Annotated in this window: 21 protein-coding genes; 7 read left to right on the forward strand and 14 right to left on the reverse strand. The window is 64.3% G+C overall.

Annotation, left to right across the window (positions count from 1 at the left end; all coding sequences use genetic code 11):
* Positions 1-3 precede the first annotated feature (3 nt).
* Genes HFP57_RS06850 through bchF form a run of 4 tightly spaced genes read right to left on the reverse strand, consistent with a single transcriptional unit; the run spans position 4 to position 6959 of the window.
* Entirely contained in the window at positions 4-3606 is a 3603-nt protein-coding gene (locus HFP57_RS06850; protein ID WP_176869086.1) for a magnesium chelatase subunit H, read from the reverse strand.
* On the reverse strand, positions 3596-5134 hold the full coding sequence (gene bchB / locus HFP57_RS06855) for a ferredoxin:protochlorophyllide reductase (ATP-dependent) subunit B (RefSeq protein WP_176869087.1): 1539 nt from the start codon (positions 5132-5134) through the stop codon (positions 3596-3598). The genes HFP57_RS06850 and bchB overlap by 11 nt, the downstream gene beginning before the upstream one ends.
* A gap of 2 nt (positions 5135-5136) precedes the next feature.
* Positions 5137-6435, reverse strand: coding sequence for a ferredoxin:protochlorophyllide reductase (ATP-dependent) subunit N (locus HFP57_RS06860; RefSeq protein ID WP_176869088.1), 1299 nt, complete (start codon positions 6433-6435; stop codon positions 5137-5139).
* Entirely contained in the window at positions 6432-6959 is a 528-nt protein-coding gene (bchF, locus tag HFP57_RS06865) for a 2-vinyl bacteriochlorophyllide hydratase (protein WP_176869089.1), read from the reverse strand. Before bchF ends, HFP57_RS06860 begins: the two co-directional genes overlap by 4 nt.
* A 217-nt stretch (positions 6960-7176) precedes the next feature.
* On the opposite strand from bchF, the gene HFP57_RS06870 reads away from it, so the two are divergent.
* From HFP57_RS06870 to HFP57_RS06900, 7 genes are all read left to right on the forward strand, one after another.
* On the forward strand, positions 7177-8064 hold the full coding sequence (locus HFP57_RS06870) for a cobalamin B12-binding domain-containing protein (RefSeq protein ID WP_246263452.1): 888 nt from the start codon (positions 7177-7179) through the stop codon (positions 8062-8064).
* 58 nt (positions 8065-8122) lie between these two features.
* Positions 8123-9508 carry a transcriptional regulator PpsR gene (gene ppsR / locus HFP57_RS06875; protein ID WP_176869090.1) on the forward strand — a complete coding sequence of 462 codons (1386 nt, stop codon included), beginning with the start codon at positions 8123-8125 and terminating at the stop codon, positions 9506-9508.
* Between the two features lie 73 nt (positions 9509-9581).
* Positions 9582-10484: a chlorophyll synthase ChlG gene (gene chlG / locus HFP57_RS06880; RefSeq protein WP_176869091.1), complete on the forward strand. Its 903-nt coding sequence runs from the start codon at positions 9582-9584 to the stop codon at positions 10482-10484.
* Positions 10484-11794 carry a BCD family MFS transporter gene (locus HFP57_RS06885; protein WP_176869092.1) on the forward strand — a complete coding sequence of 437 codons (1311 nt, stop codon included), beginning with the start codon at positions 10484-10486 and terminating at the stop codon, positions 11792-11794. Before chlG ends, HFP57_RS06885 begins: the two co-directional genes overlap by 1 nt.
* Entirely contained in the window at positions 11791-12987 is a 1197-nt protein-coding gene (locus HFP57_RS06890) for a geranylgeranyl diphosphate reductase (RefSeq protein ID WP_176869093.1), read from the forward strand. The genes HFP57_RS06885 and HFP57_RS06890 overlap by 4 nt, the downstream gene beginning before the upstream one ends.
* A complete protein-coding gene (locus tag HFP57_RS06895) occupies positions 12984-13466 on the forward strand; it encodes a TspO/MBR family protein (protein ID WP_176869094.1) in 483 nt (160 codons plus the stop codon). The genes HFP57_RS06890 and HFP57_RS06895 overlap by 4 nt, the downstream gene beginning before the upstream one ends.
* Positions 13467-13470: 4 nt before the next feature.
* The gene (locus HFP57_RS06900; RefSeq protein WP_176869095.1) at positions 13471-13728 is read left to right on the forward strand and encodes a hypothetical protein; all 258 of its coding nucleotides are present in this window, start codon (positions 13471-13473) and stop codon (positions 13726-13728) included.
* Positions 13729-13756: 28 nt separating this feature from the next.
* Here HFP57_RS06900 and pufC read toward each other — a convergent pair whose 3' ends face one another.
* The 10 genes from pufC to HFP57_RS06950 all read right to left on the reverse strand — a co-directional run bounded on the left by pufC (position 13757) and on the right by HFP57_RS06950 (position 23285).
* Positions 13757-14848, reverse strand: coding sequence for a photosynthetic reaction center cytochrome PufC (pufC, locus tag HFP57_RS06905; protein WP_176869096.1), 1092 nt, complete (start codon positions 14846-14848; stop codon positions 13757-13759).
* Positions 14845-15819, reverse strand: a complete 975-nt coding sequence (gene pufM / locus HFP57_RS06910) for a photosynthetic reaction center subunit M (protein ID WP_176869097.1) — start codon at positions 15817-15819, stop codon at positions 14845-14847. Before pufM ends, pufC begins: the two co-directional genes overlap by 4 nt.
* 13 nt (positions 15820-15832) lie before the next feature.
* Positions 15833-16657 (reverse strand): photosynthetic reaction center subunit L, encoded by an 825-nt coding sequence (pufL, locus tag HFP57_RS06915; RefSeq protein WP_176869098.1) that lies wholly within the window; start codon positions 16655-16657, stop codon positions 15833-15835.
* Between the two features lie 103 nt (positions 16658-16760).
* The gene (gene pufA, locus HFP57_RS06920; protein ID WP_176869099.1) at positions 16761-16943 is read right to left on the reverse strand and encodes a light-harvesting antenna LH1, alpha subunit; all 183 of its coding nucleotides are present in this window, start codon (positions 16941-16943) and stop codon (positions 16761-16763) included.
* A 44-nt stretch (positions 16944-16987) separates the two neighbouring features.
* Entirely contained in the window at positions 16988-17152 is a 165-nt protein-coding gene (gene pufB / locus HFP57_RS06925; RefSeq protein ID WP_176869100.1) for a light-harvesting antenna LH1, beta subunit, read from the reverse strand.
* A gap of 124 nt (positions 17153-17276) precedes the next feature.
* Positions 17277-18722, reverse strand: a complete 1446-nt coding sequence (gene bchZ, locus HFP57_RS06930) for a chlorophyllide a reductase subunit Z (protein ID WP_176869101.1) — start codon at positions 18720-18722, stop codon at positions 17277-17279.
* Complete coding sequence (bchY, locus tag HFP57_RS06935; RefSeq protein WP_176869102.1) at positions 18719-20254, reverse strand: chlorophyllide a reductase subunit Y; 1536 nt, start codon at positions 20252-20254, stop codon at positions 18719-18721. Before bchY ends, bchZ begins: the two co-directional genes overlap by 4 nt.
* Positions 20255-20257: 3 nt before the next feature.
* Positions 20258-21241, reverse strand: coding sequence for a chlorophyllide a reductase iron protein subunit X (locus HFP57_RS06940; protein WP_176869103.1), 984 nt, complete (start codon positions 21239-21241; stop codon positions 20258-20260).
* Positions 21238-22173 (reverse strand): chlorophyll synthesis pathway protein BchC, encoded by a 936-nt coding sequence (bchC, locus tag HFP57_RS06945; protein ID WP_176869104.1) that lies wholly within the window; start codon positions 22171-22173, stop codon positions 21238-21240. Before bchC ends, HFP57_RS06940 begins: the two co-directional genes overlap by 4 nt.
* 119 nt (positions 22174-22292) lie before the next feature.
* Positions 22293-23285, reverse strand: coding sequence for a methyltransferase (locus HFP57_RS06950; RefSeq protein ID WP_246263455.1), 993 nt, complete (start codon positions 23283-23285; stop codon positions 22293-22295).
* Between the last annotated feature and the right edge of the window lie 9 nt (positions 23286-23294).

Below are 23294 nucleotides of genomic sequence, written 5' to 3' on the forward strand. Positions count from 1 at the left end.
CCGTCATTCCGCTGCAACCAGGCCTTCGAGCCGGTCCTCAAGATCGTCGCTCGCCGCGCGCAAAGCCGCGAGCGTTTCCGCATCGGGTTCCCACAACTCGCGCTCGCACGCTTCGAGCAGCCGGTTGGCGACCCGCGCGGAGCTTTTCGCGTTCAGCCCCGAAAGCCGAGCGCGCATCTCGTCGTCGAGCACGAAGGTTTCGCTGATCTGCTGATAGACCCAGGGCGCCACGGCGCCGGTCGTCGCCGACCAGCCCATCGTCGTCGTCACATGGCCTTCAATCTCGCGCACGCCCTCGAAGCCGTGCTTGAGCATGCCCTCATACCATTTGGGGTTCAGCATCCGGGTGCGGGTTTCGAGATCGATCTGTTCGTCGAGCGTGCGGACCCTGGTCTTCCCTTGCGTCCCATCGACGATATAGACCGGCGCGGCCTCGCCCCTGGCCTTGGCCACCGAGCGGCTGACGCCGCCCAGCCCGTCGACATAATGATCGATATCGGTGATCCCGAGTTCGACGCTTTCGAGATTCTGATAGGTGAACTCGACGCCCGCCAACGCCGTTTCGAGCAGCTCCCGGCGCTGGACCGGGCTGCCGTCCGGGCCGTAGGCGAAGCCTTTATGCGTCTCGAAAGCCTCGGCCAGTTCGTCGGGATCGGCCCAGGCCCCGCCGTCGATCATCATGTTGACGTTCGCGCCATAGGCCCCTTCTGCATTGGAAAAGACCCGCAGGCTCGCAGTTTCCAGATCGCAGTCATGGGCCGCCTGATGGGCCAGGCTGTGCTTGCGCACGAAGTTCTGTTCGAGCGGCTCCTCGGCGCTGCTCGCCAGCCATGTGGCTTCGGCGATCATCCGGGTCTGCAGGGGAAGCAGGTCGCGGAAGATACCCGACAAAGTCACCACCACATCGATCCGCGGGCGACCCAGTTCTTCGAGCGGGATCAGTTCCGCGCCGGCGAGCCGGCCATAGCTGTCGAAGCGCGGCCGCGCGCCGATCAGCGTCAGCGCCTGGGCGATCTGCGCGCCTTCGCTTTTGAGGTTGTCCGTGCCCCACAGCACCATGGCGAGGCTTTCGGGGAAGTCGGCCCCGCTTTCGACATGGCGCGCGATCAGCTGCTCGGCCTGCGCCGCGCCCAACTCGCAGGCGAAGCGGCTCGGAATGCGGAACGGATCGAAACCGTGGATATTGCGCCCGGTCGGCAGGACTTCCGGATTGTGCAGGATATCGCCGCCCGGCGCCGGGGGCACGAAGGTGCCGTCCAGCGCATGGACCAGCGCGCCGAGCTCATCGTTCGCTGCGAGTTTCGCCTCGATCTCCGCGCGATCGGATTCGGGATGCGCATCCATCATCGCATCGATGAACTGCTCCAGCTCTTCGCCCTCGGGATGGCTACCGAAGACATGCATGCCATGCGGGATGAGCGCGCGTTCGAGTTCGTAGAGCCGCCCGGTCAGCGTTTCGATGTCGCCGCCTTCGATATCGAGCGCATCGCACTGCTCTTCGATCATCGCTTCGAGCGCCGCCCGTTCGCCATCGTCGCCATCGGCCGAGCGATAGCGCTCGACCAGCGCCTTGAGATCGGCAAAGCCCTTGTAGAGACCGGCCTCGGCCAACGCGGGCGTCAGATAGCTGACTAGGGTCGCGCCCGAGCGGCGCTTCGCGATGATGCCTTCGGACGGGTTGTTCGCTGCATAGAGATAATAGTTGGGCAGATCGCCAAGCAGCCGGTCCGGCCAGCATTTGCCCGACAGGCCCGCCTGTTTGCCCGGCATGAACTCAAGCGCACCATGGGTGCCGAAATGAAGCACCGCGTCGGCGGCGAAATCCTGGCGGATCCAGCGGTAGAAGGCGGCGAAGGCGTGGGTCGGCGCGAAATCGCCCTCGAACAGCAGCCGCATCGGATCGCCCTCGTAACCGAACGCCGGCTGCACGCCGACGAACACATTGCCGAATTCGGCACCCAGCACATGGATGGTCGCGCCGTCGCTCTGCTGCTTGCCGGGGGCGGCACCCCATTGCGCCTCGATCTGCTTGAGATAGGGCTCGGCCCGGACATGATCGTCGGCGGCGATCCGGGCGGCGACATTGGCATCCGCCCCATAACGTTCGGCATTGCCCTCGAGCAGCGCCTCGCGCAGCGCATCGACGCTGGCGGGCACCTCGACGTCATAGCCTTCGGCCGCGAGCCGGGTCAGCGTCGCGTGCAGCGATTCGAACACCGCGAGATGCGCGGCGGTGCCCGTCGCCCCGGCATTGGGCGGGAAGTTGAACAACACGATGGCGAGCTTCCGATCGGCCCGTTTCGAACGGTGCAGCGCGATCAAGCGCGCTGTGCGCTCGACCAGCGCCTCGGCGCGTTCGGGGCAGCCCTGCATGGCCCGAATCGCACCCTTGGATTCAAAATGGCAATGCCGGTCGCAGCCGTCGCAGGCCTCGCCCGCGCCGTCGGAACGGCCGCCGAACACGCTCGGGCAAACCGCGCCGTCGAGTTCGGGAATCGCGACCATCATCGTCGATTCCAACGGCAACAGGCCCTGCTTGCGATTGCCCCATTGTTCGAGCGTTTGAAACTCGATCGGATGGGCCGCGATATAGGGGACATCGAGCCCGGTCAGCGTTTCCACCGCCGCATCGGCGTCGTTATAGGCCGGCCCGCCGACCAGCGAGAAGCCGGTCAGATTGACCATCGCGTCGATCACCGGCTTGCCGTCGCGCACGAAGAATTTCTCGATCGCCGGGCGTGCGTCGAGACCACTGGCAAAGGCCGGGATGACGCGCAGCCCCTTCGCCTCCATCGCCTCGATCACGCCGTCATAATGGCCGGTGTCTCGGCCCAGCAGATAGGAGCGCAGCATCAGCAGGCCGACCGTGCCATGCTCTCCGCCCTTTTTCGGCAGGATGCGCTCGCTTTCGGACAGGCGCTGCCGGGCCCGCGGATGATAGACGCCGACCTCGGGATATTCGAGCGGCGCTTCTGCGGCCATGGCGCCGCGCAGCTCTTCGCGTTCACCGCCCGCGTAGCGGTCGATCAGCGCGCGGACCATCTGCACGACATTGTCGTCGGAGCCGGCGAGCCAATATTGCAGCGTCAGGAAATAGGCGCGGACGTCCTGCGCGGTGCCGGGGATGAAGCGCAGGATCTTGGGCAACCGCCGCAGCATCCGCATCTGCTTCGCGCCCGAGCTCGCGCCCGGTTTCTTCGATCCGCGCAGTTTCTTGAGCAGCGCCAGCGGGCCTTTCGCGGGCGCGTCCATCCGATAGTCACCAAGCCGCGTCAACTTCACGATCTCGCCGGCCGACATCAGGCCGAGCATCGCATCGCAATCCTCGCGCCGCGCTTCGAGCGCCGGGCGGATCGCGCGAACATGGTCCTCGAGGAAGAGCATCGTCGCGATGACGATGTCGCCCCGGGCGATATCGGCCTTGGCCCGCTCCAGCGTTTCGGGATCGCGGTCCCAGTCGGCCGCGGCATGGAAATCGATCGTCACCCCATCCTTGGCGAGCCGCGCTTCGGCGCGCTCGGCGGCGGCCGACAGATGATTGTCGAGCGTCACGATGACGACACGGACGGCCGGCTGGCGGAGGGGAGAAGGCGCGCTACCGTGCATAATGCGCCTTCGCGTCATACAGGGTTTCGAGATCGATCGTCGCCCGGCCCTGCTCGCTGGCGAACAGTTCGGTGTTGCGACGCGCCTTGCCGCGGACGAAGAAGGGAATCTTCTTCAGCTCGCGCTCGGCGTCTTCGGCCCAGGCGATAGCGGTCGCCGCCGGCGCCTCGTCATTCGATGCGGCGGGCGGTGCCGCATGTCCAGGCCCGAGATGCGAGGCCCCTGCCCCGTCATTGAACTCGAAATCGTCGCGGAACATCGTCAGCAGATGCTCCTCAAGGCCCATCACCAGCGGATGGACCCAGCTGTCGAAGAGCACGTTCGCGCCTTCGAAACCCATTTGCGGGCTGTGACGGGCCGGGAAATCCTGGACATGGACCGGCGCGGAAATCACGGCACAGGGCACGCCGAGCCGCTTGGCAATATGGCGCTCCATCTGCGTGCCCAAAACCAGTTCGGGCTGGGCCTCGGCGATCGCCTCTTCGACCGCAAGATGATCGTCGGTAATCAGCGGTTCGATATCGTAGAGCTTTGCGGCGGCGCGAACCTCGCGCGCGAATTCGCGATTGTAACAGCCGAGCCCGCACACCTGGAAGCCGAGTTCCTCGCTCGCGACGCGAGCGGCGGCGACGGCGTGGGTCGCGTCGCCGAAGATGAAAACGCGCTTGCCGGTGAGATAGGTGGAATCGATCGAGCGGCTCCACCAGGGCATGCGCGATCCATCCTCGGCCATGGCCAGTGCCGGATCGACACCGGCGATCTCGGCAGCCTCGGCGATGAATTCGCGCGTCGCGTTGACCCCGATGGGAACGGTGCGGACGATCGGCTGCTTGAAGGTCCGTTCGAGCCAGCGCGCGGCCTCGTCGCCGATTTCGGGATAGAGCAGGATGTTGAAGTCCGCCGCGCCGATCGTTGCCATATCGGCCGGCGACGCGCCCATCGGGGCGACAATGTGAACGTCGATACCCAGCGTTTCAAGCAGCCGTTCGACTTCGAGCACATCGTCGCGATGGCGGAAGCCCAACGCCGCGGGCCCCAGCAGGTTGGCGCAGGGCCGGCGGCCCTCTTTGGCAGGAGGCGTGGCGTCCTGATCGGCGAGCCGGCGGACGATCTGGTAGAAGGTTTCCGACGCGCCCCAATTTTCCTTGCGCTGGTAGCTGGGCAGTTCGAGCGGGACGACCGGGACCGGCAGGTCCATCGCCTCGGCGAGGCCGGCGGGATCGTCCTGGATGAGTTCGGCCGTGCAGGACGCGCCGACCAGCATCGCACCGGGGCGGAAGCGATCATAGGCATCGCGCGCGGCGGACTGGAACAGCGTCGCCGTATCCGATCCCAAATCGCGGGCCTGGAACGTCGTATAGGTCACCGGCGGCCGCTTGTTCCGCCGTTCGATCATCGTGAAGAGCAGATCCGCATAGGTATCGCCCTGCGGCGCATGCAAAACGTAATGCACGTCCTCCATACCCGTCGCGACCCGCATCGCCCCCACATGGGGCGGTCCTTCATAGGTCCAGACGGAGAGTTGCATCGCTATACCCTCAGCACATCGCGCCGCCGGAGCGGCCGCGCGAAAAGTTCGGCGAGATCCCCGGCCTGGTCGAAACCGTGGATCGGCGAGAAGACGAGTTCGATCGCCCATTTGGTCGCCAGCCCCTCGGCCTCGAGCGGATTGGCCAGGCCGAGGCCGCAGACCGTCAGATTGGGCTGTGCCTCGCGAACCCGATCGAGCTGCTTGTCGACATCCTGCCCTTCGCTGATCCGGGTTCCGGCCGGAAGCAGCGCCAGTTCCTGCGCCAGATGTTGCGCGTGCAAATAGGGCGTGCCGACTTCGATCGGGTTCATGCCCAACTCGGTCGCGAGGAAACGGGCCAGCGGAACCTCGAGCTGCGAGTCGGGCATGAAGAAGATACGGCGGCCTTCGAGCCGCTCCTTGTGATGCGCGAGCGCGCGCTTGGCGCGTTCGCGGCCGGGCGCAACGACCCGGTTGAACAGCATCTCGTCGACGCCGAATTCCACCGCCGCCGCCTTGAGCCAGGCGGTCGTGCCCTCGGCCCCGAACGGGAACAGCGCATCGAGACGCACGGCGCCCCGGTCTTCGAGTGCGCGCGCGGTGTCGCCGAGAAAGGGCTGGGCCAGCAGATAGCGGGCGTTCGGTCCGACTGCCGGCATGTCCGCCGCGACGCGAGCGGGAAGGCAGCCGACCCGGTCGATGCCGAGCTCGCCGAATATGCGGAGGAACTGATCCTCCACAATGTCCGGCAGCGATCCGACGATCAGCAATTCCTTCGCGCCGTCCGGACCGGCGGCTGGCATTTCCGGAACCAGCGATGCGAGGCAAGCGTCCTCGCCCTCGGTAAAGGTGGTTTCGATGCCGCTCCCCGAATAGTTGAGTATGCGCACGGCCGGCGCATGCTTGGCGGCGAGCCGCTGGCTGGCCTTGGCGAGATCGAGCTTGATCACTTCGGACGGGCAGCTGCCGACGAGGAACAGCGTCTTGATCTCGGGACGGCGCGCGAGCAGCCGGTCGACAACCCGGTCGAGCTCCTCGTTGCAGTCCGCCATGCCGGCCAGATCGCGCTCTTCGATGATCGCCGTCGCGAAGCGCGGTTCGGCAAAGATCATCACGCCCGCGGCTGATTGCAGCAGATGCGCACAGGTCCGCGACCCGACGACGAGGAAGAAGGCGTCCTGCATCTTGCGGTGCAGCCAGACGATGCCGGTCAACCCGCAAAAAACCTCGCGCTGTCCCCGCTCGCGCAGCACCGGCGCGCAATCAGGTCCGGACGAGGCGGCGCCAGACCGGGCGAGCGTGGCGAGCGGGCCGGTCATGCCGTCACCGCCCCGTCCGCGGCAGCGAGACGTGCGGCGCGCAGCTTGAGCAGGAATTGCGTCGCGTTGACGACATAGGCGGCATAGGCTGCCAAAGCGACAAACATGCGCGCCTCGATGCTGCCGATCCCGCCGAACAGCATCACCAGATAGGCAGTGTGCAGAGCCAGCACGAGCATCGAGAATACATCTTCCCAGAAGAAGGGCCGGGCGAACAGCCAGCGACCGAACACCTCTTTTTCCCAGATCGAACCGGTGACCATGATCGCGTACAGCGCGATCGTTTTTGCAACGATGGAGATATCCGCGGCGAACGCACCTTCGCCGGTCGTCAGATAACGAAGCACCAGACCGAGACTGACGAAGAAAATCGCAAACTGAATCGGGGCGAGAACACCCTGCACCACCGTCCAGGCCGATTCGTCCCTGCGGCGCCGCTCGTCTTCGGTGTAGAGCGCTCTGCCATGACTCCCGTGCCTGCCGCTCTGTCGGCCGACTCCGGATGAGACGAAATCCCCTGCCATCCTCGCGTCCAAATCTCCGCTGGTTCGACTGGCAAACTACGACTCAAACCATGGATGTGTCAACATTAGTTGACGTCTAGTTTGGTTGACAGATGGCGATTTGCCTGCGTACATAAATGTGGATAGCTTTCGAGGTGGAGACATTAGAGTCGTAAAGCGAAAATGGCCGTCCTCCGAGTTGGGTATGACAGTAACCCACCAGACCGGGAGAGTCTGAATGGCATCCTTGATCCGCGAGAGTTCGACGAAACCACGACCATCCACACGGCTTGAAGAAAGCGCCAGAAACCGAGCCAGAAAACGCAAGACCAACGGCGCAACGACACCTCAGTCCCCCGAACGACTCAATAGTCTGATCGAAAGAGAAATCATTCCGCGGCTGGTCGCCGCCCATTCGATTCCCGGAAGCACCGAAAATTTCGAACCCGTTTCCCAAGAGGAAATCGATCGCTTCGCGCCGCTACCGGTCAGGCTCGAAGCCGATGAGCTACTGACCGAGGTCGAAGTCTTCCTGAGCCGGGGCGTCCCGGCGGAAATCATCTTCGTCGAACTGCTCGCTCCCTCGGCCCGCAAGCTCGGAGAGCTTTGGGAAGAGGACAGCGTCGATTTCACCGAGGTGACGATGGGGTTGTGGCGGCTTCAGGAGGTCATGCGCGAAATCGCGTCCAGGACGCCGAGCATCGCCGGTCGCCTGTTTTCGCCGCGATCCGTTCTCTTTGCCCCCATGCCCGGCGAGCAGCACAGTTTCGGTACGGTCATGGTCGAAGAATGCTTCTCACGCGCCGGCTGGGATACCGAACTGGTCGTCAACGGGGACCGGTCCGCGCTCGCGGACCGAATTGCCGAACAGATTTTCGACCTGGTCGGATTGACGATCAGCTGCGACTGCCATATCGGACCGCTTCCGAAACTAATTCAATCTCTCCGTAGCGTTTCCAAGAATTCTGATATTCGGATCATGATCGGGGGACGCGTGCCGAACGAATATCCGGGCCTTGCCGATACGGTGGGCGCGGACGGGACGGCATCGAACGCCCGCACAGCTATAGAGGTCGCTGACGAACTGGTTGCCGATTTTGCGCCAAAAGGAGCGCTTTCCGGCTGACCGAAGGGAAGGTCCGGTGTTGAATCCGAAGGATGCACTCGAAGACAAGCAAGCCTTTATGAAGCCAGACACGATCATCCGGTCGCTGGACAGCGACGCCGCCGCCAAACTCGCCATGGCCGCGGGCGACATTGCGATCATCCTCGACAAGAATGGCAAGATTGTCGACGCTTCGGGCAGCGTCAGCGCATTTCCCGGACTGGGAAACTGGATCGGCCGCAAATGGATTGGCACCGTAACCGTCGAAAGCAAGCCCAAGATCGAGGAAATGCTGGAGGCGTGCCGGAACGGCGAGCCGCAGCGCTGGCGCCAGGTCAATCACATGTCGGACGGAAGCGATATACCGGTCCGCTATTTCGTGATCCCCCTTTCCGACAAGGGCCGCATGCTCGCCCTTGGTCGCGACATGCGCGATTCAGCGGCGCTGCAGCAGCGCCTGCTTCAGGCCCAGCAGTCTCTGGAACGCGACTATATGCGGCTCCGCCAGGCCGAATCGCGCTATCGCCTGCTGTTCGAAATGACGCCGGATCCGATCCTGATCGTCGAAACCGCGTCAGGCCGGGTCCGCGAAGCGAACACCGCGGCGCACGACCTTGTCTCGGCGAAGCCCGGGAGCCTGATCGGCAAGACGTTGTCGGGTCTCTTCGAAAAAGGCGCGCGTGATACTTTGACCCGTTATCTGGGGTCGGCAATCACCACCGTCTCGCCGTCGCCTGTGTCTCTGCGGCTGGCCGGTTCCGGCACTGAAACGGATCTCTCGGCGACCGGCTTCAGGCAGGATGGTACATTGTTCATGCTCGTCCGGCTGTCGGCCGCCGACACATCGATCGATAGCAGGGTGGGCGGTGCACCCGTGTTCGATATCCTCAACCGGATGCCGGATGCATTCGTGGTTGCCGACAAGGATATGAATATCGTAGCGGCAAACGCTGCCTTTCTGGAAATGGCCGGCGCCGCATCGCTCGATCAGTTGCGCAGCCAGGCCCTGGACGATTATCTCGGCCGGCCCGGCGTCGATCTCGACCTCATTCGCACCCAGTTGGCCAAACATGGCGTCGCCCGCAATGTCGGAACGGTTATGCGGCCCGGCGGCGGGACGGACGAGGAAGAAGTCGAAGTGTCGGCGGTTCAGACCACTGACGACGGCGAGCATTACGGTTTCAGCATCCGGATGGTCGGACGCCGCCTGCGGGATATATCCCAGGTTCCGCAGAATCTGCCGCGCTCGGTAGAGCAGTTGACCGAATTGGTGGGCCGCACGTCGCTCAAGGAAATCGTGCGCGAGAGTACCGATCTGATCGAACGCCTGTGCATCGAGGCCGCGCTCATCCACACCTCCGACAATCGGGCATCCGCTGCCGAAATTCTCGGCCTGAGCCGGCAAAGCCTCTATTCCAAGCTCCACCGTTACGGCTTGGGCAATCTCGTTTCGCAAAACGAGTAACGCAGGGCGGTAAGCGCCCCTTCAACTGTCAAAACAAGTTGACGCTATTCGCCGTCAGGCATAGCCTGTTTCCATGTCCCGTCTGGCCGCTTCGACGACAACCGCGCCGCCCCCGGCGCCGGCGGACATACTCGAGCTGCTCAAGCCGATCACATGGTTCCCGCCGATGTGGGCCTTTATGTGCGGCGTCGTTTCCTCGGGCGCGCCGATCGCCGATCGCTGGTTTTTCCTCGTTGCGGGTATTGCCCTGACCGGGCCATTGGTCTGTGGCACGAGTCAGGCCGTCAACGACTGGTTCGATCGTCACGTCGACGCCATCAACGAACCGGACCGGCCGATCCCGTCCGGTCGTGTTGCCGGCCGTTGGGGGCTGTGGATAGCCATCGCCGGAACCGTCCTGTCGATGCTCGTCGCGATCGCCGCCGGCCTATGGGTGTTCGTGGCAACCTGTGTCGGCCTCGCCTGCGCCTGGGCCTATAGCGCTCCGCCCTTCCGGCTGAAAACGAGCGGGTGGACGGGACCGGCCGTGGTCGCGCTCAGCTATGAGGGGCTGGCATGGTTCACCGGCGCCGCCGTCATGATCGGCGCGCTGCCGGGTCTTGAGATCCTGCTCATCCTCGGGCTCTACAGCCTTGGTGCCCATGGCATCATGACCCTGAACGATTTCAAGGCGGTCGAAGGCGATCGCGAGATGGGCCTCCGCTCCCTGCCCGTGACGATGGGCGTCGATCGCGCGGCACGGTTCGCCTGTACCGTCATGGCGGCGCCGCAACTGGTGGTGATCGGCCTGCTCTTTTTCTGGGGTCACTGGATTTCAGCCGGGGCCGTCGCGTTGCTGTTGCTGGCGCAGATCGCACTGATGCCGCGCCTGCTTGCCGACCCCAAACGCCACACGCCCTGGTACAGCGCGACCGGCGTCACGCTGTACGTGCTCGGTATGCTGGCCGCCGCCCTGGGGCTGGGAGGGCATATCTGATGGCCGGTTTCGGTTGGGTCTCGATCGTGAGACTGGGGCTGGTCCAGGCTGCGATCGGCGCGATCGTGATGCTCGCCACGTCCCTCCTCAATCGCGTGATGGTCGTCGAATATGCATTACCGGCCGCGATCCCGGCCGGTCTGGTCGCCTGGCACTATGCGGTTCAGCTATCCCGGCCGCTATGGGGCTATGGCTCGGACCGGGGCAATCGCCGGACACCCTGGATCGTCGGCGGGATGGGGGTGCTGGCGCTCGGGGCGCTGATCGCGATCGATGCGACGGTGGTCATGGCAGGCTCGCCGGTTGTCGGCGGGCTGCTCGCGGTCTTCGCCTTCACCCTGATCGGTGCGGGCGTCGGCGCCGCCGGCACGTCACTGCTCGCGTTGCTGGCGTCCGGCGTCGCGCCCGGCCGCCGGGCTGCCGCTGCCGCCGTCACCTGGATCATGATGGTTGCCGGCATCGTGGTCGCGGCGGGAACGGCCGGATCGCTGCTCGACCCCTTTTCCGAACAGCGGCTGGCGATCGTCGGCAGTGCGGTCGCCCTGGCCGCGTTCCTGCTCTCGCTCATCGCGCTTGCCGGTGTGGAGAAGAAGGCCCTGGCGCGGACGCCGGAACCGATATCGCAAGAGGAGAGGACGGCCAGCTTCGGCGATGCGCTGCGCGAAATATTGGCCGATCTCGAGGCGCGGCGTTTTACGATCTTCGTGTTCGTGTCGATGCTCGCCTACAGCATGCAGGATCTGATCCTCGAACCCTTTGCGGGCCTCGTCTTCGCGATGACGCCCGGTGAATCGACCCAACTTTCCGGCATGCAGCATGGTGGCGTATTGCTCGGCATGATCGTCGCCGGCCTCGGCGGCAGTGCCTTCGCGGGACGCAAGCCCATCGATCTGCGCCGCTGGATCGTCGGCGGCTGCCTGGGCTCGGCAGCCGCGCTCGCCGGCCTCGCAATCGCAGCAACCACCGGCGGTGACTGGCCGCTCGAGGCCAATGTTTTCCTGCTCGGCTTCGCCAATGGCGTATTCGCCGTCGCGGCGATCGGCGCGATGATGGGACTCGCGGGCGCCGGAACACGTGCCAAGGAGGGCATGCGCATGGGTGTCTGGGGCGCGTCCCAGGCAATCGCTTTCGGCCTTGGCGGGCTGGCCGGCGCGATCGGCGTCGACATCGCCCGATCGGCGATCGGCGTCGACGGCTCGGCTTTCCAGCTGATCTTTGCAATCGAGGCCGGGCTATTCGTCCTCGCCGCGATGATGGCCGTCCAGGCGACGGCGGCGCGCAAGACCCCACTCGGCATGGCCAAGACATGACTTTCCCGGCCGAATTCGATGCGGTGGTCGTCGGTGGCGGGCCCTCCGGCGCAACCGCGGCAACCGACCTCGCCAAGGCCGGACGCAAGGTCATGCTGCTCGATCGGGCGGGCCGGATCAAACCCTGTGGCGGTGCCGTCCCGCCGAAACTGCTCGAGGAGTTCGATATTCCGCACAGCATTCTCGTCGGCAAGGCCAGCGCGGCGAGAATGATCGCACCGTCCGGCCGGTCGGTCGATATGCCGGTCGGCGACGGGTTCGTCGGCATGGTTGATCGGGACGTGTTCGACGAATGGCTGCGCGAACGGGCGGCGGCGACGGGCGCGACGCGCGTCACCGGCACCTTCGACCATATCGACCGTGACGAGGATGGTGTGGCGATCGTTTGCTATCGCGAAAAGCGCGGCGGCGAGCTCAAACGCGTTCGCAGCCGTGCCGTGATCGGCGCCGACGGGGCCCGCTCCAAGGTTGCGCAGCAAAATCTGGACGGCGCGGAACGCGTGCCGTGCGTTTTCGCCTATCATGAAGTGATCGAATCGCCGCCCGGCACACCGGAAGGTTTCGACGGCAAGCGCTGCGACGTCTTCTATCAGGGCAAGCTGTCACCCGATTTTTACGCCTGGATATTCCCGCATGGCGAAACGGCGAGCGTTGGCGTGGGCAGTGCGAACAAGGGTTTTTCGCTGCGCAGCGCGGTCAAGGACATGCGCGAGAATAGCGGGCTGACCGACTGCCGAACGATCCGAGAGGAGGGCGCGCCGATCCCGCTCAAACCCCTTAAACGCTGGGACAATGGCAGGGATCTCGTCGTCGCCGGCGATGCGGCAGGCGTGGTCGCGCCAGCGTCCGGCGAGGGCATCTATTACGCGATGACCTGCGGCCGGCTGGCCGCCGATGCCGTCGACGCCTTTCTGGAAAGCGGCGATGCCAAGGCGCTGAAACAGGCCCGCAAGCAATTCATGCGCGCCCATGGCCGCGTTTTCTGGATTCTCGGGATTATGCAATATTTCTGGTACAGCAGCGACAAGCGGCGGGAACGGTTCGTCAAAATCTGTGCGGATCCCGACGTCCAGCATCTGACCTGGGAGGCCTATATGAACAAGAAGCTGGTTCGCGCGAAACCGGCCGCGCACGTCCGGATATTCTTCAAGGATCTCGGCCATCTGCTCGGCCTGGGCAAGGTCGAACGGTGAGCCGCGCCTGGATCCCGCCGATCCTGGTAGCGGCGGTTGCGGCAGCCTTGGTCGCGTTTCTGGGCGCGACGATTACCGATCTCGACGGTTGGTACCGCACCCTCGAACAGCCCGCTTGGGCCCCGCCCGGCTATATGTACGGCATGGCCTGGACGGCGATCTATGCCCTGGTAGCGCTGGCCGCCGTGACTGCATGGCGCAACACGCCGACGACCCAGGCATCGGACATGCTGATCGGGCTGTTCGCGCTCAACGGATTTCTCAACATCCTTTGGAGCCTGCTTTTCTTCCGCGCACAACGGCCGGACTGGGCGCTGATCGAACTGATCGCGCTGTGGATCTCGATCGCGGTACTGATCGCCGTTTGCGGCCGCTATTCGAAGATCGCAGCCCTGTTGCTGCTCCCCTATCTCGCATGGGTGACGTTCGCCGGCGCGCTCAACTGGGAAGTGGTCCAGCTGAACACTCCGTTCGGCTAGCCGCGTGAACGCCCTGTTCGCCAGCGGCCACGCCGCCGATATCATACTCGCCATCCTGGCCATCGAGGCGATCTGGCTCGCGATCGGAGGCCGGGCGCTGCCGGATATCGCCGGGACGCTGCTGCCGGCCGTGCTGATCGTGCTGGGATTGCGCGCTGCACTCATCGGCGCGGATTGGGCGTGGATCGCCCTTCCCCTGGCCGCAGCACTACCGGTTCATCTCTGGGACCTCGTCCGCCGCGGCATGTTGCGGCGGTCATGAGCGTGGCCGCCGCGCCCGGTCGCCCGACCTACTCGGCCGAAGCGACCTCTTCACCCGCCATCGTGTCTTCATCCTCGGTTGGCGGCGCTGCCGGGGCCGCTGTCACCGTATCGAAGCTGAGCGCGGGGTAATCGGCGATCATGCTCGCGCCGCCCATCGGCCGGGGCTGACCCTGATGACAGGTCGTGCAATTGACCTTGTACGGATCCCCTTCCGGCCCGAGCCGATTGGCCGGGAACTGGCCGGTCAGCGGCGTGATATAGGCCTGGTTGATATTGCGCACCATGCGAATGCCGAACCAGGCCGTTGACCGCGCTTCGGTGCTCACCTGCCACTCGCGGAAGCTCTGCGTATTGTGGCAATAGGTGCAGTTGACGCCCATCGCCTGGGACAGATGCATCATCAGACCATAGGTCGTTTCGGTTTCCATGGTCGTCAACATGTTGTCCATCGTCGGGTGCATCTGCGACGACGCGACCCGGATCTCGTCGCCGCCCTCGCCGGTGAAATATTGGGCGAACACGCCGGTCGGAAGCGATGAATAGCCGACGCTCGGATCGGGCGCATTCTGCCCGTTGAGATTGCCCGCCCTTACGCGCCCGGCGCTCGACGGATTCGTCCAGACATGTTCGGGCACGGCATTACCGCGATGGCAGGTCCAGCAGGTTACGCCGGTCTGCTGCACATGGTTCGACCAGTCGGCATTGATCGTCTGCGTCATCTGGATCATCCGCCGGGACACATTCTTGGTATAGATTTCGTCGGACGCGAGATTGGCCGGGTTATGGCAATAGTTGCAGCCTGCCCGCGCCGGATCGTCGACATCCTCTGGCACGACCCATTCGGTGATCGCGGCCATCAGATAGTCAAATTCCTCGACGCTGACATCGCCTAGCACCTGCACATTGTCATAGACTTCGCCGGCGGTCTGACCACTCGGTTCAGGCAGGTCGTATGGCGGGGCCGGAACCTCGTCCGCGGCCGGGCCGCTGACCAGATCGATCTCCGCCATCGCGGTTCCGCGATGGCCGGTCTGCGTGACTTCCTTGCGGCCCAGTTCGCAGCCGCCGAGCAGCAGCGGCACCAATGCCAGTGACAGAAGAGGAAGGGATTTCATCATGATCCTGCGCTCCCCATTGCAGATGGATCGACGACGCCGGTATCGGGATAGGCGGGCGCGTATCCATGCTGCTGTGCCCAGAGATACCAGTTGTCGACCACGGTGCCGGTTAGGAGGATGCCGATCCCGCCCGTAAGCGTCGTCAGCACCGCGAACCACCAGGCCCAGCGATGGATCGATTCCATCGTCGCGTTGAAGCCCATCGTCCAGCGCCAGAACAGGGCGGCCCTTTCGGACGCCGTGCCGCGATCGGTGATCTGCTCGAGTTCGCGTTCGCCGCCATAGCGCCCGACGGCGAGGATCGTCGCGCCATGCATCGCGAACAGCAGCACCGAGCCGTAGAGGAAGACGATCGAGAGACAGTGGAACGGGTTGTAGAAGAGATTGCCGTAGCGGATGGAAAAGGCCGCGGTCCAATCGAGATGTGGGAAGATACCGAACGGCACGGCCTCGGCCCAGCTGCCCATGAAAAACGGCCGGATGAAGCCGAGGACGAGGAACAGCCAGATCGCGCTGAGAAACGCCCAGGACACGTGCAGGCCCATGCCGAGCGCCTTGGCGCGGGTGTAGGTGCGGACCCACCAGAGGAGCAGCGACGCGGTGAGGCAGAAGCCGGCGATGATCCACCAACCGCCTTCGCCCAGAGGCACGAACGGGCTGAAGCCATATTCGGGAGCCGGCGGCTCGAGCGCCAGCCAGAAAAGCTGGCGGACGAACTGGACCGGATCCCAGCCGACCGAGGCCAGCATGTTGAGGCCGACAATCTCGAACCAGAGAAAGCCGAACACCAGCGAGGCGACGCCGGCCCAGCCGAGATAGACGGGGCCGATCTGCGCCTGGCCGATCTTGCCGAGCCAATAATTGAATCCGGTTTCCGCTATTCGGCGTTCGCTGCCGGCGGGCAGCGGGACGCCCATTTCGGGAGCGGTCCTGAGCTGGACCTGGGTGAAGATGTTTTGATAGCGGGCCATCGTTTAATCTCCTTCAGGACCAGATCGGGAGGTTGAGCCACCAGGTCCACCATTCGGGCCAGCCGCGCGTCCACATCGGCCCCGATATGATGATGCACACCGCGCTCCAGAAACCCGCGTTGAGCGCGAGCAACAGGCCGAGCCGGTGAATGCCCAGCGTGCCGATCGAATAGCCGATCAGATCGCGGAAGAATGTGTCCTCATATTCGGGCGTCTTGACCTCTTCGCCCTTCCCCGGGTTGACCGCCGACAGGATCAGCGACCCGTGGAGCGCCAGCGCGAATGTCGTGGTGAAGAAGAAGGACACCGCGATCATGTGCGCGGGATTGTAGTGGAAGTGCAGATATTGATAGCCGGTGTTCGAGACCCAGTCCAAATGGCTGAAGATGCCATAGGGAAAGCCATGGCCCCATGCGCCGAGCAGCAGCGGCCGGATGACCACCAGCGATACATAGGCGAAAATCGCCACGCCGAACGCGAAGGGCACATGATAGCCGATGCCGAGCTTTCGGCAGATCTCGACCTCTCGCAGCGCCCAGGACACGAAGGCTCCGATCGCGCAGAAGGTGATGATCTGCCAGAAACCTCCCTCGTTCAGCGGCGCTAACGCCAGGCCGTAACTCAGATCGGGCGGCTCGATCGATATCAGCCACGGGTTCCAGGTCGCGCCCTGCGATGCGTCGTAGAAAATCAGCGCTGTTCCGAGCACCGAGAATATCGCGGTCATCACTCCGAAAAAGCCGACATAAAAGGGGCCGACCCAGAAATCGAACAGATCGCCGCCGATCAGCGTGCCCCCTCGCACCCGATATTTCCGTTCGAAACTCAACAGCGCCATGGCACTATCCTCCGCCCGCCATGATGACGGGTCTCGTGGTTCTATCGTTCAAACCGCGGGAGGCGCGCGGCGCGCACGCCGCGCCCTCTCGCAGAGGCTTGGATCAGGTGACGGCGACGGTTTCCGCAGCCGCCGTTTCGGCCGCTTCGGCCGCTCCGCCTTCGATCCAGTTATATTTGTCGGTGCTCAGCAGGATGAAGTGAATGATCAGTGCAAGCACGAACAGGAACACGAACAGCGCGACCAGCGCCCTGCGCGGATCGAAGATTAACCAGATTCTCCACATTGTAGTTCTCCGTATTTAGGAAATGCGTTCCGTTTGCGCGGGGCTTAGAACCAAGGGTTCCACATCCAGACGAGCAGATGCGCGATCAGCGCAATGATCGTGAAGACGATGAAATTACCCACGAAAATCTTGTGGAATTCCTTCGCTTCCTCGGGCGTCAGATAGGTCGACGGCCCAAAGCGATCGTCATGGGGTGTTGGATCAGTCATATTTCCATCTCCAAAATGGCCTCTTCAAGTGCGAGAGACGGCGCGCGTCTCCCGGCGGTATTCCCGCGATATCCCGCGGGAATTTCGGGACCCGGCGGCGGCCGGGCGGATGTCTGGACGGCGCTCATGCGCCCTGTCCTTCAAGCAAGGCGTCCGCCAGCCTGTCGGCGGTGACGCGGGATTCTCCGGCACGGCGCGCGGCGCGCTCAGCAGCATCGCGCAGTCGCTTCGCGGCTGAGATACGCACAAGCACGGGCTGGGCCTCTACGAGCGCGTCGAGCTTGCCCTTGGCGTCGATGTCCCAGGCCAGCTCTTCATGGCTGCGCGCGGGCGTGGCCTCGGTTTCGTCGAGCTGGGTCGAAAGCGGCAGAATATGGAAGAGCGCGTCGAACAGCGCGTTGCAGACTTCCTGGACGAGATAGGTCGCGCCCGAATAACCCATGAACGGCGTGCCGGTATGGCGGCGGATGGCAGCGCCTGGGAAGCTGGCCGGAATATAGACGCCCCGCGCGCCGCATTCGGCCATGTACATGCGCTCGTTATAGCTGCCGAACACTACCAGCGGCGGGTTGCCATGAATCGCCTCGCGCACCGCCTGGTTGTCGGGCTTCACGCCGGCGCTGCGCGAAAAGGAAAAGGCGCAGGGCAATCCCATATCCTCTTCGAGGAAATGGCGGACGCCGCGCGCATAGGTTTCGTTGGCAACGATGCCGAAATTGGCCGTGCCGAAGAAGTCCTGGGTGACCGAACGCCAGAGATCCCAGAGCGGCTTGATCGTCGTATGCTTTTCGCGCTCGATGAACGGCTCCGGATCGAGCCCAGTCTGCGCGCCGAGCTCGCGCAGGAATTTGGTGGTGGAGGACAGTCCGACCGGCGCCTGCAGATAGGGCCGCTCGAGCAGTTCGCACAGATTGCGGCCGAACTCGCGATACATGCAGACGTTTAAAGACGCATTGGCCAGCTGCCGGATGTCGGCGAGATGGCTGCCGAGCGGGAAGACCATGTTGACCTCCGCCCCGATGCCCTCGATCAGCCGGCGGATCTCGGCGAGATCCGATGGCATGTTGAACATCCCGTAGGACGGACCGATGATATTGACCTTGGGCTTCTCGCCCTCTTTCAGCTTTTTCGGCTTCGGCATCTTATTGGGGCCGAACTCGGTCCAGAGCCAGGACAGGGCCCGGTCTTCGGACTGCCATTGATCCTCGTCGATCGTGCGCGGCAGGAAGCGTTTGATGTTGGTGCCCTCGGGCGTGACACCGCCGCCGATCATTTCGGCGATCGAGCCGGTCACGACCACCGCCGGAAGATCGGGATCGAGCGTCTTCCAGGCGCGCTTCATCGCGCCTTCGGTGCCGGTCTTGCCCAGTTCTTCCTCACCCAGTCCGGTGACGACGATCGGAAGCTCGTGCGGTGGCAGGCCGTCGGTATAGTGGAGGACCGAGGTTACCGGCAGATTCTCGCAGCCCACCGGGCCGTCGATAATCACCTGCAATCCCTTGATCGCGGTAAAGGCGTAGACCGCGCCCCAATAGCCACCCGCCCGATCGTGATCGAGAATGAGCGTCATGAACCCACCGCCTCGGCTGCCTTTGCGGCAGCCGCGTTTTGCGCGGCATATTTCTGCTTGAATTTGGGCCGGTCGGTCGGCGTGTCTTCCCAGATACCCGCGCTGTGGCCTTGCCCCACCCCCTCAAAAAATTCTTCCATCCGGTCGAAGCGCGCCTTGTTGGCAAGCGCTGCATTGACGACTTGCGCCAGGCTCCCCGCTCCCGCCGGCCCCATCAGCGGCCGTGCCGAGATCAGATTGGTGAAATAGAGGGCGGGTATCGCCTTCGCCTTTGCATGCTGGACGACGGGCGTGGTGCCGATGGCGAGATCGGGCCCATGCTCCTCAACCGCCGTGATATCCTCTTCGAGGTTCGCGCGGTAGTTGACCGTCACCCCCTTGGCTTCGAGCCATTCGCGGTCCGGCTCCGACCAGCGAGTTCTGGGGCAAGCAGTGCCGACATAGGGGACGTCGGCGCCGCTCTCGATCAACAACCGCGCGACCAGTAATTCGGATCCTTCATAGCCTGAAACGGTAATGCGTCCCTTGATCGGCATGGCCCCGAGCGCGCCCTCGATCGCCGGGAGCATCGCATTTTTCGCCGCATCGACCTTGGCCTGGGCAACGCCGCACGCTTCGCCGATCGCATCGAGCCAGGCCGCAGTCCCGTCGCGCCCGACCGGGGCTGAGCCGACGATTGAGCGCCCGGCCGCATCGAACTCGCGAATACTGGCGGTGTAAAAGGGATGGATTGCCGCAACCGCCGCACAATCGAGCGCCGAATAGAGTTCGCGCCATTCGCGCGTCGGGACGACCGGGCCGGCCGCAAGGCCAAGGGGCTCGAGCATCTGCCCGATGCCGACCGGGTCAGCGGGGAACATCTCGCCAAGGAGAGTCACCGTCGGCCGGTCTGGTCGTTCCTTCGGCGCGGCGACGGGGCCCTGCTCGGCCTCGCCGCGCGCATAGGCGAGCATCGCGCCCGCCAGGACGTCCTTGGCTTCGGCATGGGTCGGTACGCCGAAACCCGGAACGTCGATCCCGATGATCCGCACCCCGTTGATCTCGTCGGGAAGCAGGCGGAGCGGCACGCCGCTCGCCGTCGGCACGCACAGGTTGGTGACGACGATCGTGTCATATTGCTGCGGATCGGCGAGTCCCTCGACCGCCTCCTTGATATCCTCGAACAGCTTGCCGGTGACGAGCGTTTCCGAATTGAAAGGCACATAGCCGACCGTCCGTCGCGCGCCGTAGAAATGCGAGGTGAAGGTCAGTCCGTAGACGCAGCAGGCGCTACCGGAGAGCACCGTTGCCGTGCGCCGCATCCTGAGGCCCACGCGCAAACTGCCAAAGGCCGGGCACATGGATTGCGGCTGATCGTGCGGGCCGGTCGGATAGTCTTGCGCATAGCGATCGAGTATATCGCTCTTGCCCGCCTTCTTCGCCGCATCGCGCATCGTCTCCGCGCCACCGTGACAGCCGCTCTGCGCATCCGCTTCCGGCTCGATATCGAGCCGGTCGGGCGCGCGCACGACATCGGTGGCGAGATCGGTCATCCGCTACACCTCATCGTAGATTACCTCGAGCGAGGGCTTGGGCTCGTAGCTGCCACCGCGCATATCGGCCTGGCTGGCAGGCACGAGCTGGATATCGCCGCCGGTTTCGTCGGCACTGAAGAGATTGAGCAAACCGTCCTGATCCAGCGGCGCCGGCTGTTGCGGCGGTGCCTTGGCCACATTTTCGGCCAGCTCTTCAAAGAGCCCGCCCCATTGGCTGTCGGGCTTGCCGATGATCTGGTAGTTGGCCGATTTCCGACGAATATCCTCGTCGGCCGGGATCGCCGTGAGCACCGGAATATCGACGGCATCGGCGAAAGCCTGCGCTTCGCCCGTACCGTCATCCTTGTTGATGATCATGCCAGCGACGCCGACATTGCCGCCCATCTTGCGGAAATATTCGACAGCCTTGCAGACATTGTTGGCGACGTAGAGTGACTGAAGGTCGTTCGAGCCGACGACGATCACCTTCTGGCACATGTCGCGCGCGATCGGCAGGCCGAAGCCGCCGCACACGACGTCGCCGAGGAAATCGAGCAGGACGTAATCGAAGCCCCAGTCATGGAAGCCCAATTTCTCCATCAGCTCGAAGCCGTGGATGATGCCGCGCCCGCCGCAGCCGCGGCCGACCTCGGGCCCGCCCAGCTCCATCGCGAACACGCCGTCGCGCTGGAAGCAGACATCCTCGATCGCGACTTCCTCGCCCGCGAGCTTCTTCTTCGCGGATGTCTCGATGATCGTCGGGCAGCTCTTGCCGCCGAAGAGCAGGCTGGTCGTATCCGATTTCGGATCGCAGCCGATCAGCAGCACGCGCTTGCCCTGCTGCGCCATCATGTAGGAGAGGTTGGAGAGCGCGAAGCTCTTGCCCGATCCGCCCTTGCCGTAGATCGCGATGATCTGCGTTTCCTTGGTGACCTCGCCGCTATGGACGGGATCGGGCTCGATCGCCGCCTCCTGCCGCAGGGCTTCGGTGTCGAGCATCGTCATGCGCAGTCGCTCCAATCCAATACCATCTTGAGGCAGTCCGGGTCGTCAAAGGCGGCGGGATAGGCCTCGAGCGCCTCGCCGGCCGGCCGCACGTCGGTGATCAAGCCATCGAGCGCCAGCGCATCCGATTCGATCATCGCGCGCGTCGCGGCGAGGTCGTCGGGCCGCCACTCGGCGGCGATCCGCAGTCGGGCTTCGCGCTGAAAGGCCAACGGGAAAGCGAATGACAGCGGCTGATGATAGAAGCCGGCAAGCACGATCTCGCCGCCATGGACGAGCCGGGCGATCAACCCGTCGAGGCCCGACGCATCGCCGCTGACATCGTAAATCGCATTATAGTCGGCCCGCTCGTCATCGCCGGGATGAACGACTTCATAACCGCGCGCGCCATCCTGCCGGTCGCGATTGATATCCCACACGACTGGCGCGGGCGCGCCTGAGGCAACCGTCAAGCGCGCTAGCAATCGGCCCAGTACGCCATGCCCGACGATCAGTTCCGGCGGCTCGCCGCCCGTCAGGGCGTGGAGCGCCGTTGCGGCCAGCGCGAAAAGCACGCCGTCCCGGCCCAGCGACTCGGAGACCGGCATTGCACGGGCGGCTGGGATAACGACACGGCGCGCCGAACCGCCGAACAATCCGCGCGCGTCCTTGTAGCAACTCGCACCCGGCACGAAGACCCATTCGCCAATCCGCGACTGCGCTTCCGCGCCCGCTTCGACGATACGGCCGACCGATTCGTAGCCCGGCACCAGCGGATAGCCCATGCCCGGAAAACTCGGCATGTCGCCGGTCCAGAGGAGCTTTTCAGTGCCGGTGCTGACACCGCTCCAGTGAATTTCGACGAGAACGTCGGAGGCGCCGATCGGCTCTAACGCGAGTGTGCGGAGGGAGAGCTTTTTCGGCTCTTCGAGTATGACCGCCAGTGCGTCCATACGACCTCTCACCCCTTGCTTGGACCGTGCGACCGGTCTTGCGTTTCGTGAACACGCTTACTCGATTGTCACATTAACTCGACAGTTTAGTATGTCAATCTAACCTTACACATTATGCGTCAGGCCGCCGCGACAATGATCCGCGCGATCAGGGGTTGGCGGGTCCGCACCAGCCGCCAGGAGGAAAAACCCGCATCGGAGAGCATCGCGCCGATTTCTTCGGGCCGTCGCGGACGGCCCGAGCGCATGGCCCATAGGTAGAGCCCGAAATAGGCGTCGCCCATCGCCTCCGCGCCCGGCGTGCCGGCCATGGGCTCTGCGATCAGCAAAGTGCCGCCGGGCGGCAGCGCGGCGCGGATCGATGCCAGCAACCGCGCGACGGCGTCATCGTCATGGTCATGCAGGATTCTGACGAGCGTGACGATGTCGTAATCGGTCGGCAGCGGATCGGAGGTAAAGTCTCCGGGATGGAACGCGGTTCGCGCCGCATGGCCCGCGGCACCCAGTCTCAGGCGAGCGCGCTCGGCCACGGCCGGGAGATCGAACAGGCCGAGCGCAAGCTCGGGCGCAGCCTCGGCGAGTGCGCCGAGAAAAGCGCCGTCTCCGCCCCCGATATCGAGCAGTCTTTCATACTGCGAGAAGCGGTAGCCGGTCAGTATCTGCTCGGCGACCATCGGCTGGGACGCGGCCATCAGGGCCGAATAGGGTGAAACGGCTTCGGCATCCGCGTGCGCCGCATCGGGCGAGCCCGCATAGGACCAGTAGCGGGAAAGCGCGCCGTCTTCCGCCCGATCCTTTCGGAGTAACCCAAGCGGGTCGACGAGATCCGTATAGAGGAGATGGTGATGCCGGATCATCGCGATCGCTCCGGCGTTGCCCGACAAGGCCGCGCCTTCGGCGCCGAGCGCCCACCAGCCGTCTCCCAGCGGTTCGGCAAGCTTCAGCGACGCCGCGGCGCGCAACAATCGTTCCGTTGCCTCCAGCGAGAGGCCGACATGGCTCGTGATGTCTGTTTTCGTTCGCGGGCCCGCCGTCATCAGATCAAGCAGCCCGCTTTCGACAAAGGCATAGAGCGTCTGCGAATAGGCGAAACCGGCGACCAGATCGAACAATCGCGCCGC

Source organism: Parasphingopyxis algicola (genome assembly GCF_013378075.1).
GTDB lineage: Bacteria > Pseudomonadota > Alphaproteobacteria > Sphingomonadales > Sphingomonadaceae > Parasphingopyxis > Parasphingopyxis algicola.

Excerpts from the sequence above, each read along its gene's own strand:
- HFP57_RS06850 (WP_176869086.1), bottom strand. The coding sequence starts at position 3,606 with ATGCACGGTAGCGCGCCTTCTCCCCTCCGCCAGCCGGCCGTCCGTGTC.
- bchB (WP_176869087.1), bottom strand. The coding sequence starts at position 5,134 with ATGCAACTCTCCGTCTGGACCTATGAAGGACCGCCCCATGTGGGGGCG.
- HFP57_RS06860 (WP_176869088.1), bottom strand. The coding sequence starts at position 6,435 with ATGACCGGCCCGCTCGCCACGCTCGCCCGGTCTGGCGCCGCCTCGTCC.
- bchF (WP_176869089.1), bottom strand. The coding sequence starts at position 6,959 with ATGGCAGGGGATTTCGTCTCATCCGGAGTCGGCCGACAGAGCGGCAGG.
- HFP57_RS06870 (WP_246263452.1), top strand. The coding sequence starts at position 7,177 with ATGGCATCCTTGATCCGCGAGAGTTCGACGAAACCACGACCATCCACA.
- ppsR (WP_176869090.1), top strand. The coding sequence starts at position 8,123 with ATGAAGCCAGACACGATCATCCGGTCGCTGGACAGCGACGCCGCCGCC.
- chlG (WP_176869091.1), top strand. The coding sequence starts at position 9,582 with ATGTCCCGTCTGGCCGCTTCGACGACAACCGCGCCGCCCCCGGCGCCG.
- HFP57_RS06885 (WP_176869092.1), top strand. The coding sequence starts at position 10,484 with ATGGCCGGTTTCGGTTGGGTCTCGATCGTGAGACTGGGGCTGGTCCAG.
- HFP57_RS06890 (WP_176869093.1), top strand. The coding sequence starts at position 11,791 with ATGACTTTCCCGGCCGAATTCGATGCGGTGGTCGTCGGTGGCGGGCCC.
- pufC (WP_176869096.1), bottom strand. The coding sequence starts at position 14,848 with ATGATGAAATCCCTTCCTCTTCTGTCACTGGCATTGGTGCCGCTGCTG.
- pufM (WP_176869097.1), bottom strand. The coding sequence starts at position 15,819 with ATGGCCCGCTATCAAAACATCTTCACCCAGGTCCAGCTCAGGACCGCT.
- pufL (WP_176869098.1), bottom strand. The coding sequence starts at position 16,657 with ATGGCGCTGTTGAGTTTCGAACGGAAATATCGGGTGCGAGGGGGCACG.
- pufA (WP_176869099.1), bottom strand. The coding sequence starts at position 16,943 with ATGTGGAGAATCTGGTTAATCTTCGATCCGCGCAGGGCGCTGGTCGCG.
- pufB (WP_176869100.1), bottom strand. The coding sequence starts at position 17,152 with ATGACTGATCCAACACCCCATGACGATCGCTTTGGGCCGTCGACCTAT.
- bchZ (WP_176869101.1), bottom strand. The coding sequence starts at position 18,722 with ATGACGCTCATTCTCGATCACGATCGGGCGGGTGGCTATTGGGGCGCG.
- bchY (WP_176869102.1), bottom strand. The coding sequence starts at position 20,254 with ATGACCGATCTCGCCACCGATGTCGTGCGCGCGCCCGACCGGCTCGAT.
- HFP57_RS06940 (WP_176869103.1), bottom strand. The coding sequence starts at position 21,241 with ATGACGATGCTCGACACCGAAGCCCTGCGGCAGGAGGCGGCGATCGAG.
- bchC (WP_176869104.1), bottom strand. The coding sequence starts at position 22,173 with ATGGACGCACTGGCGGTCATACTCGAAGAGCCGAAAAAGCTCTCCCTC.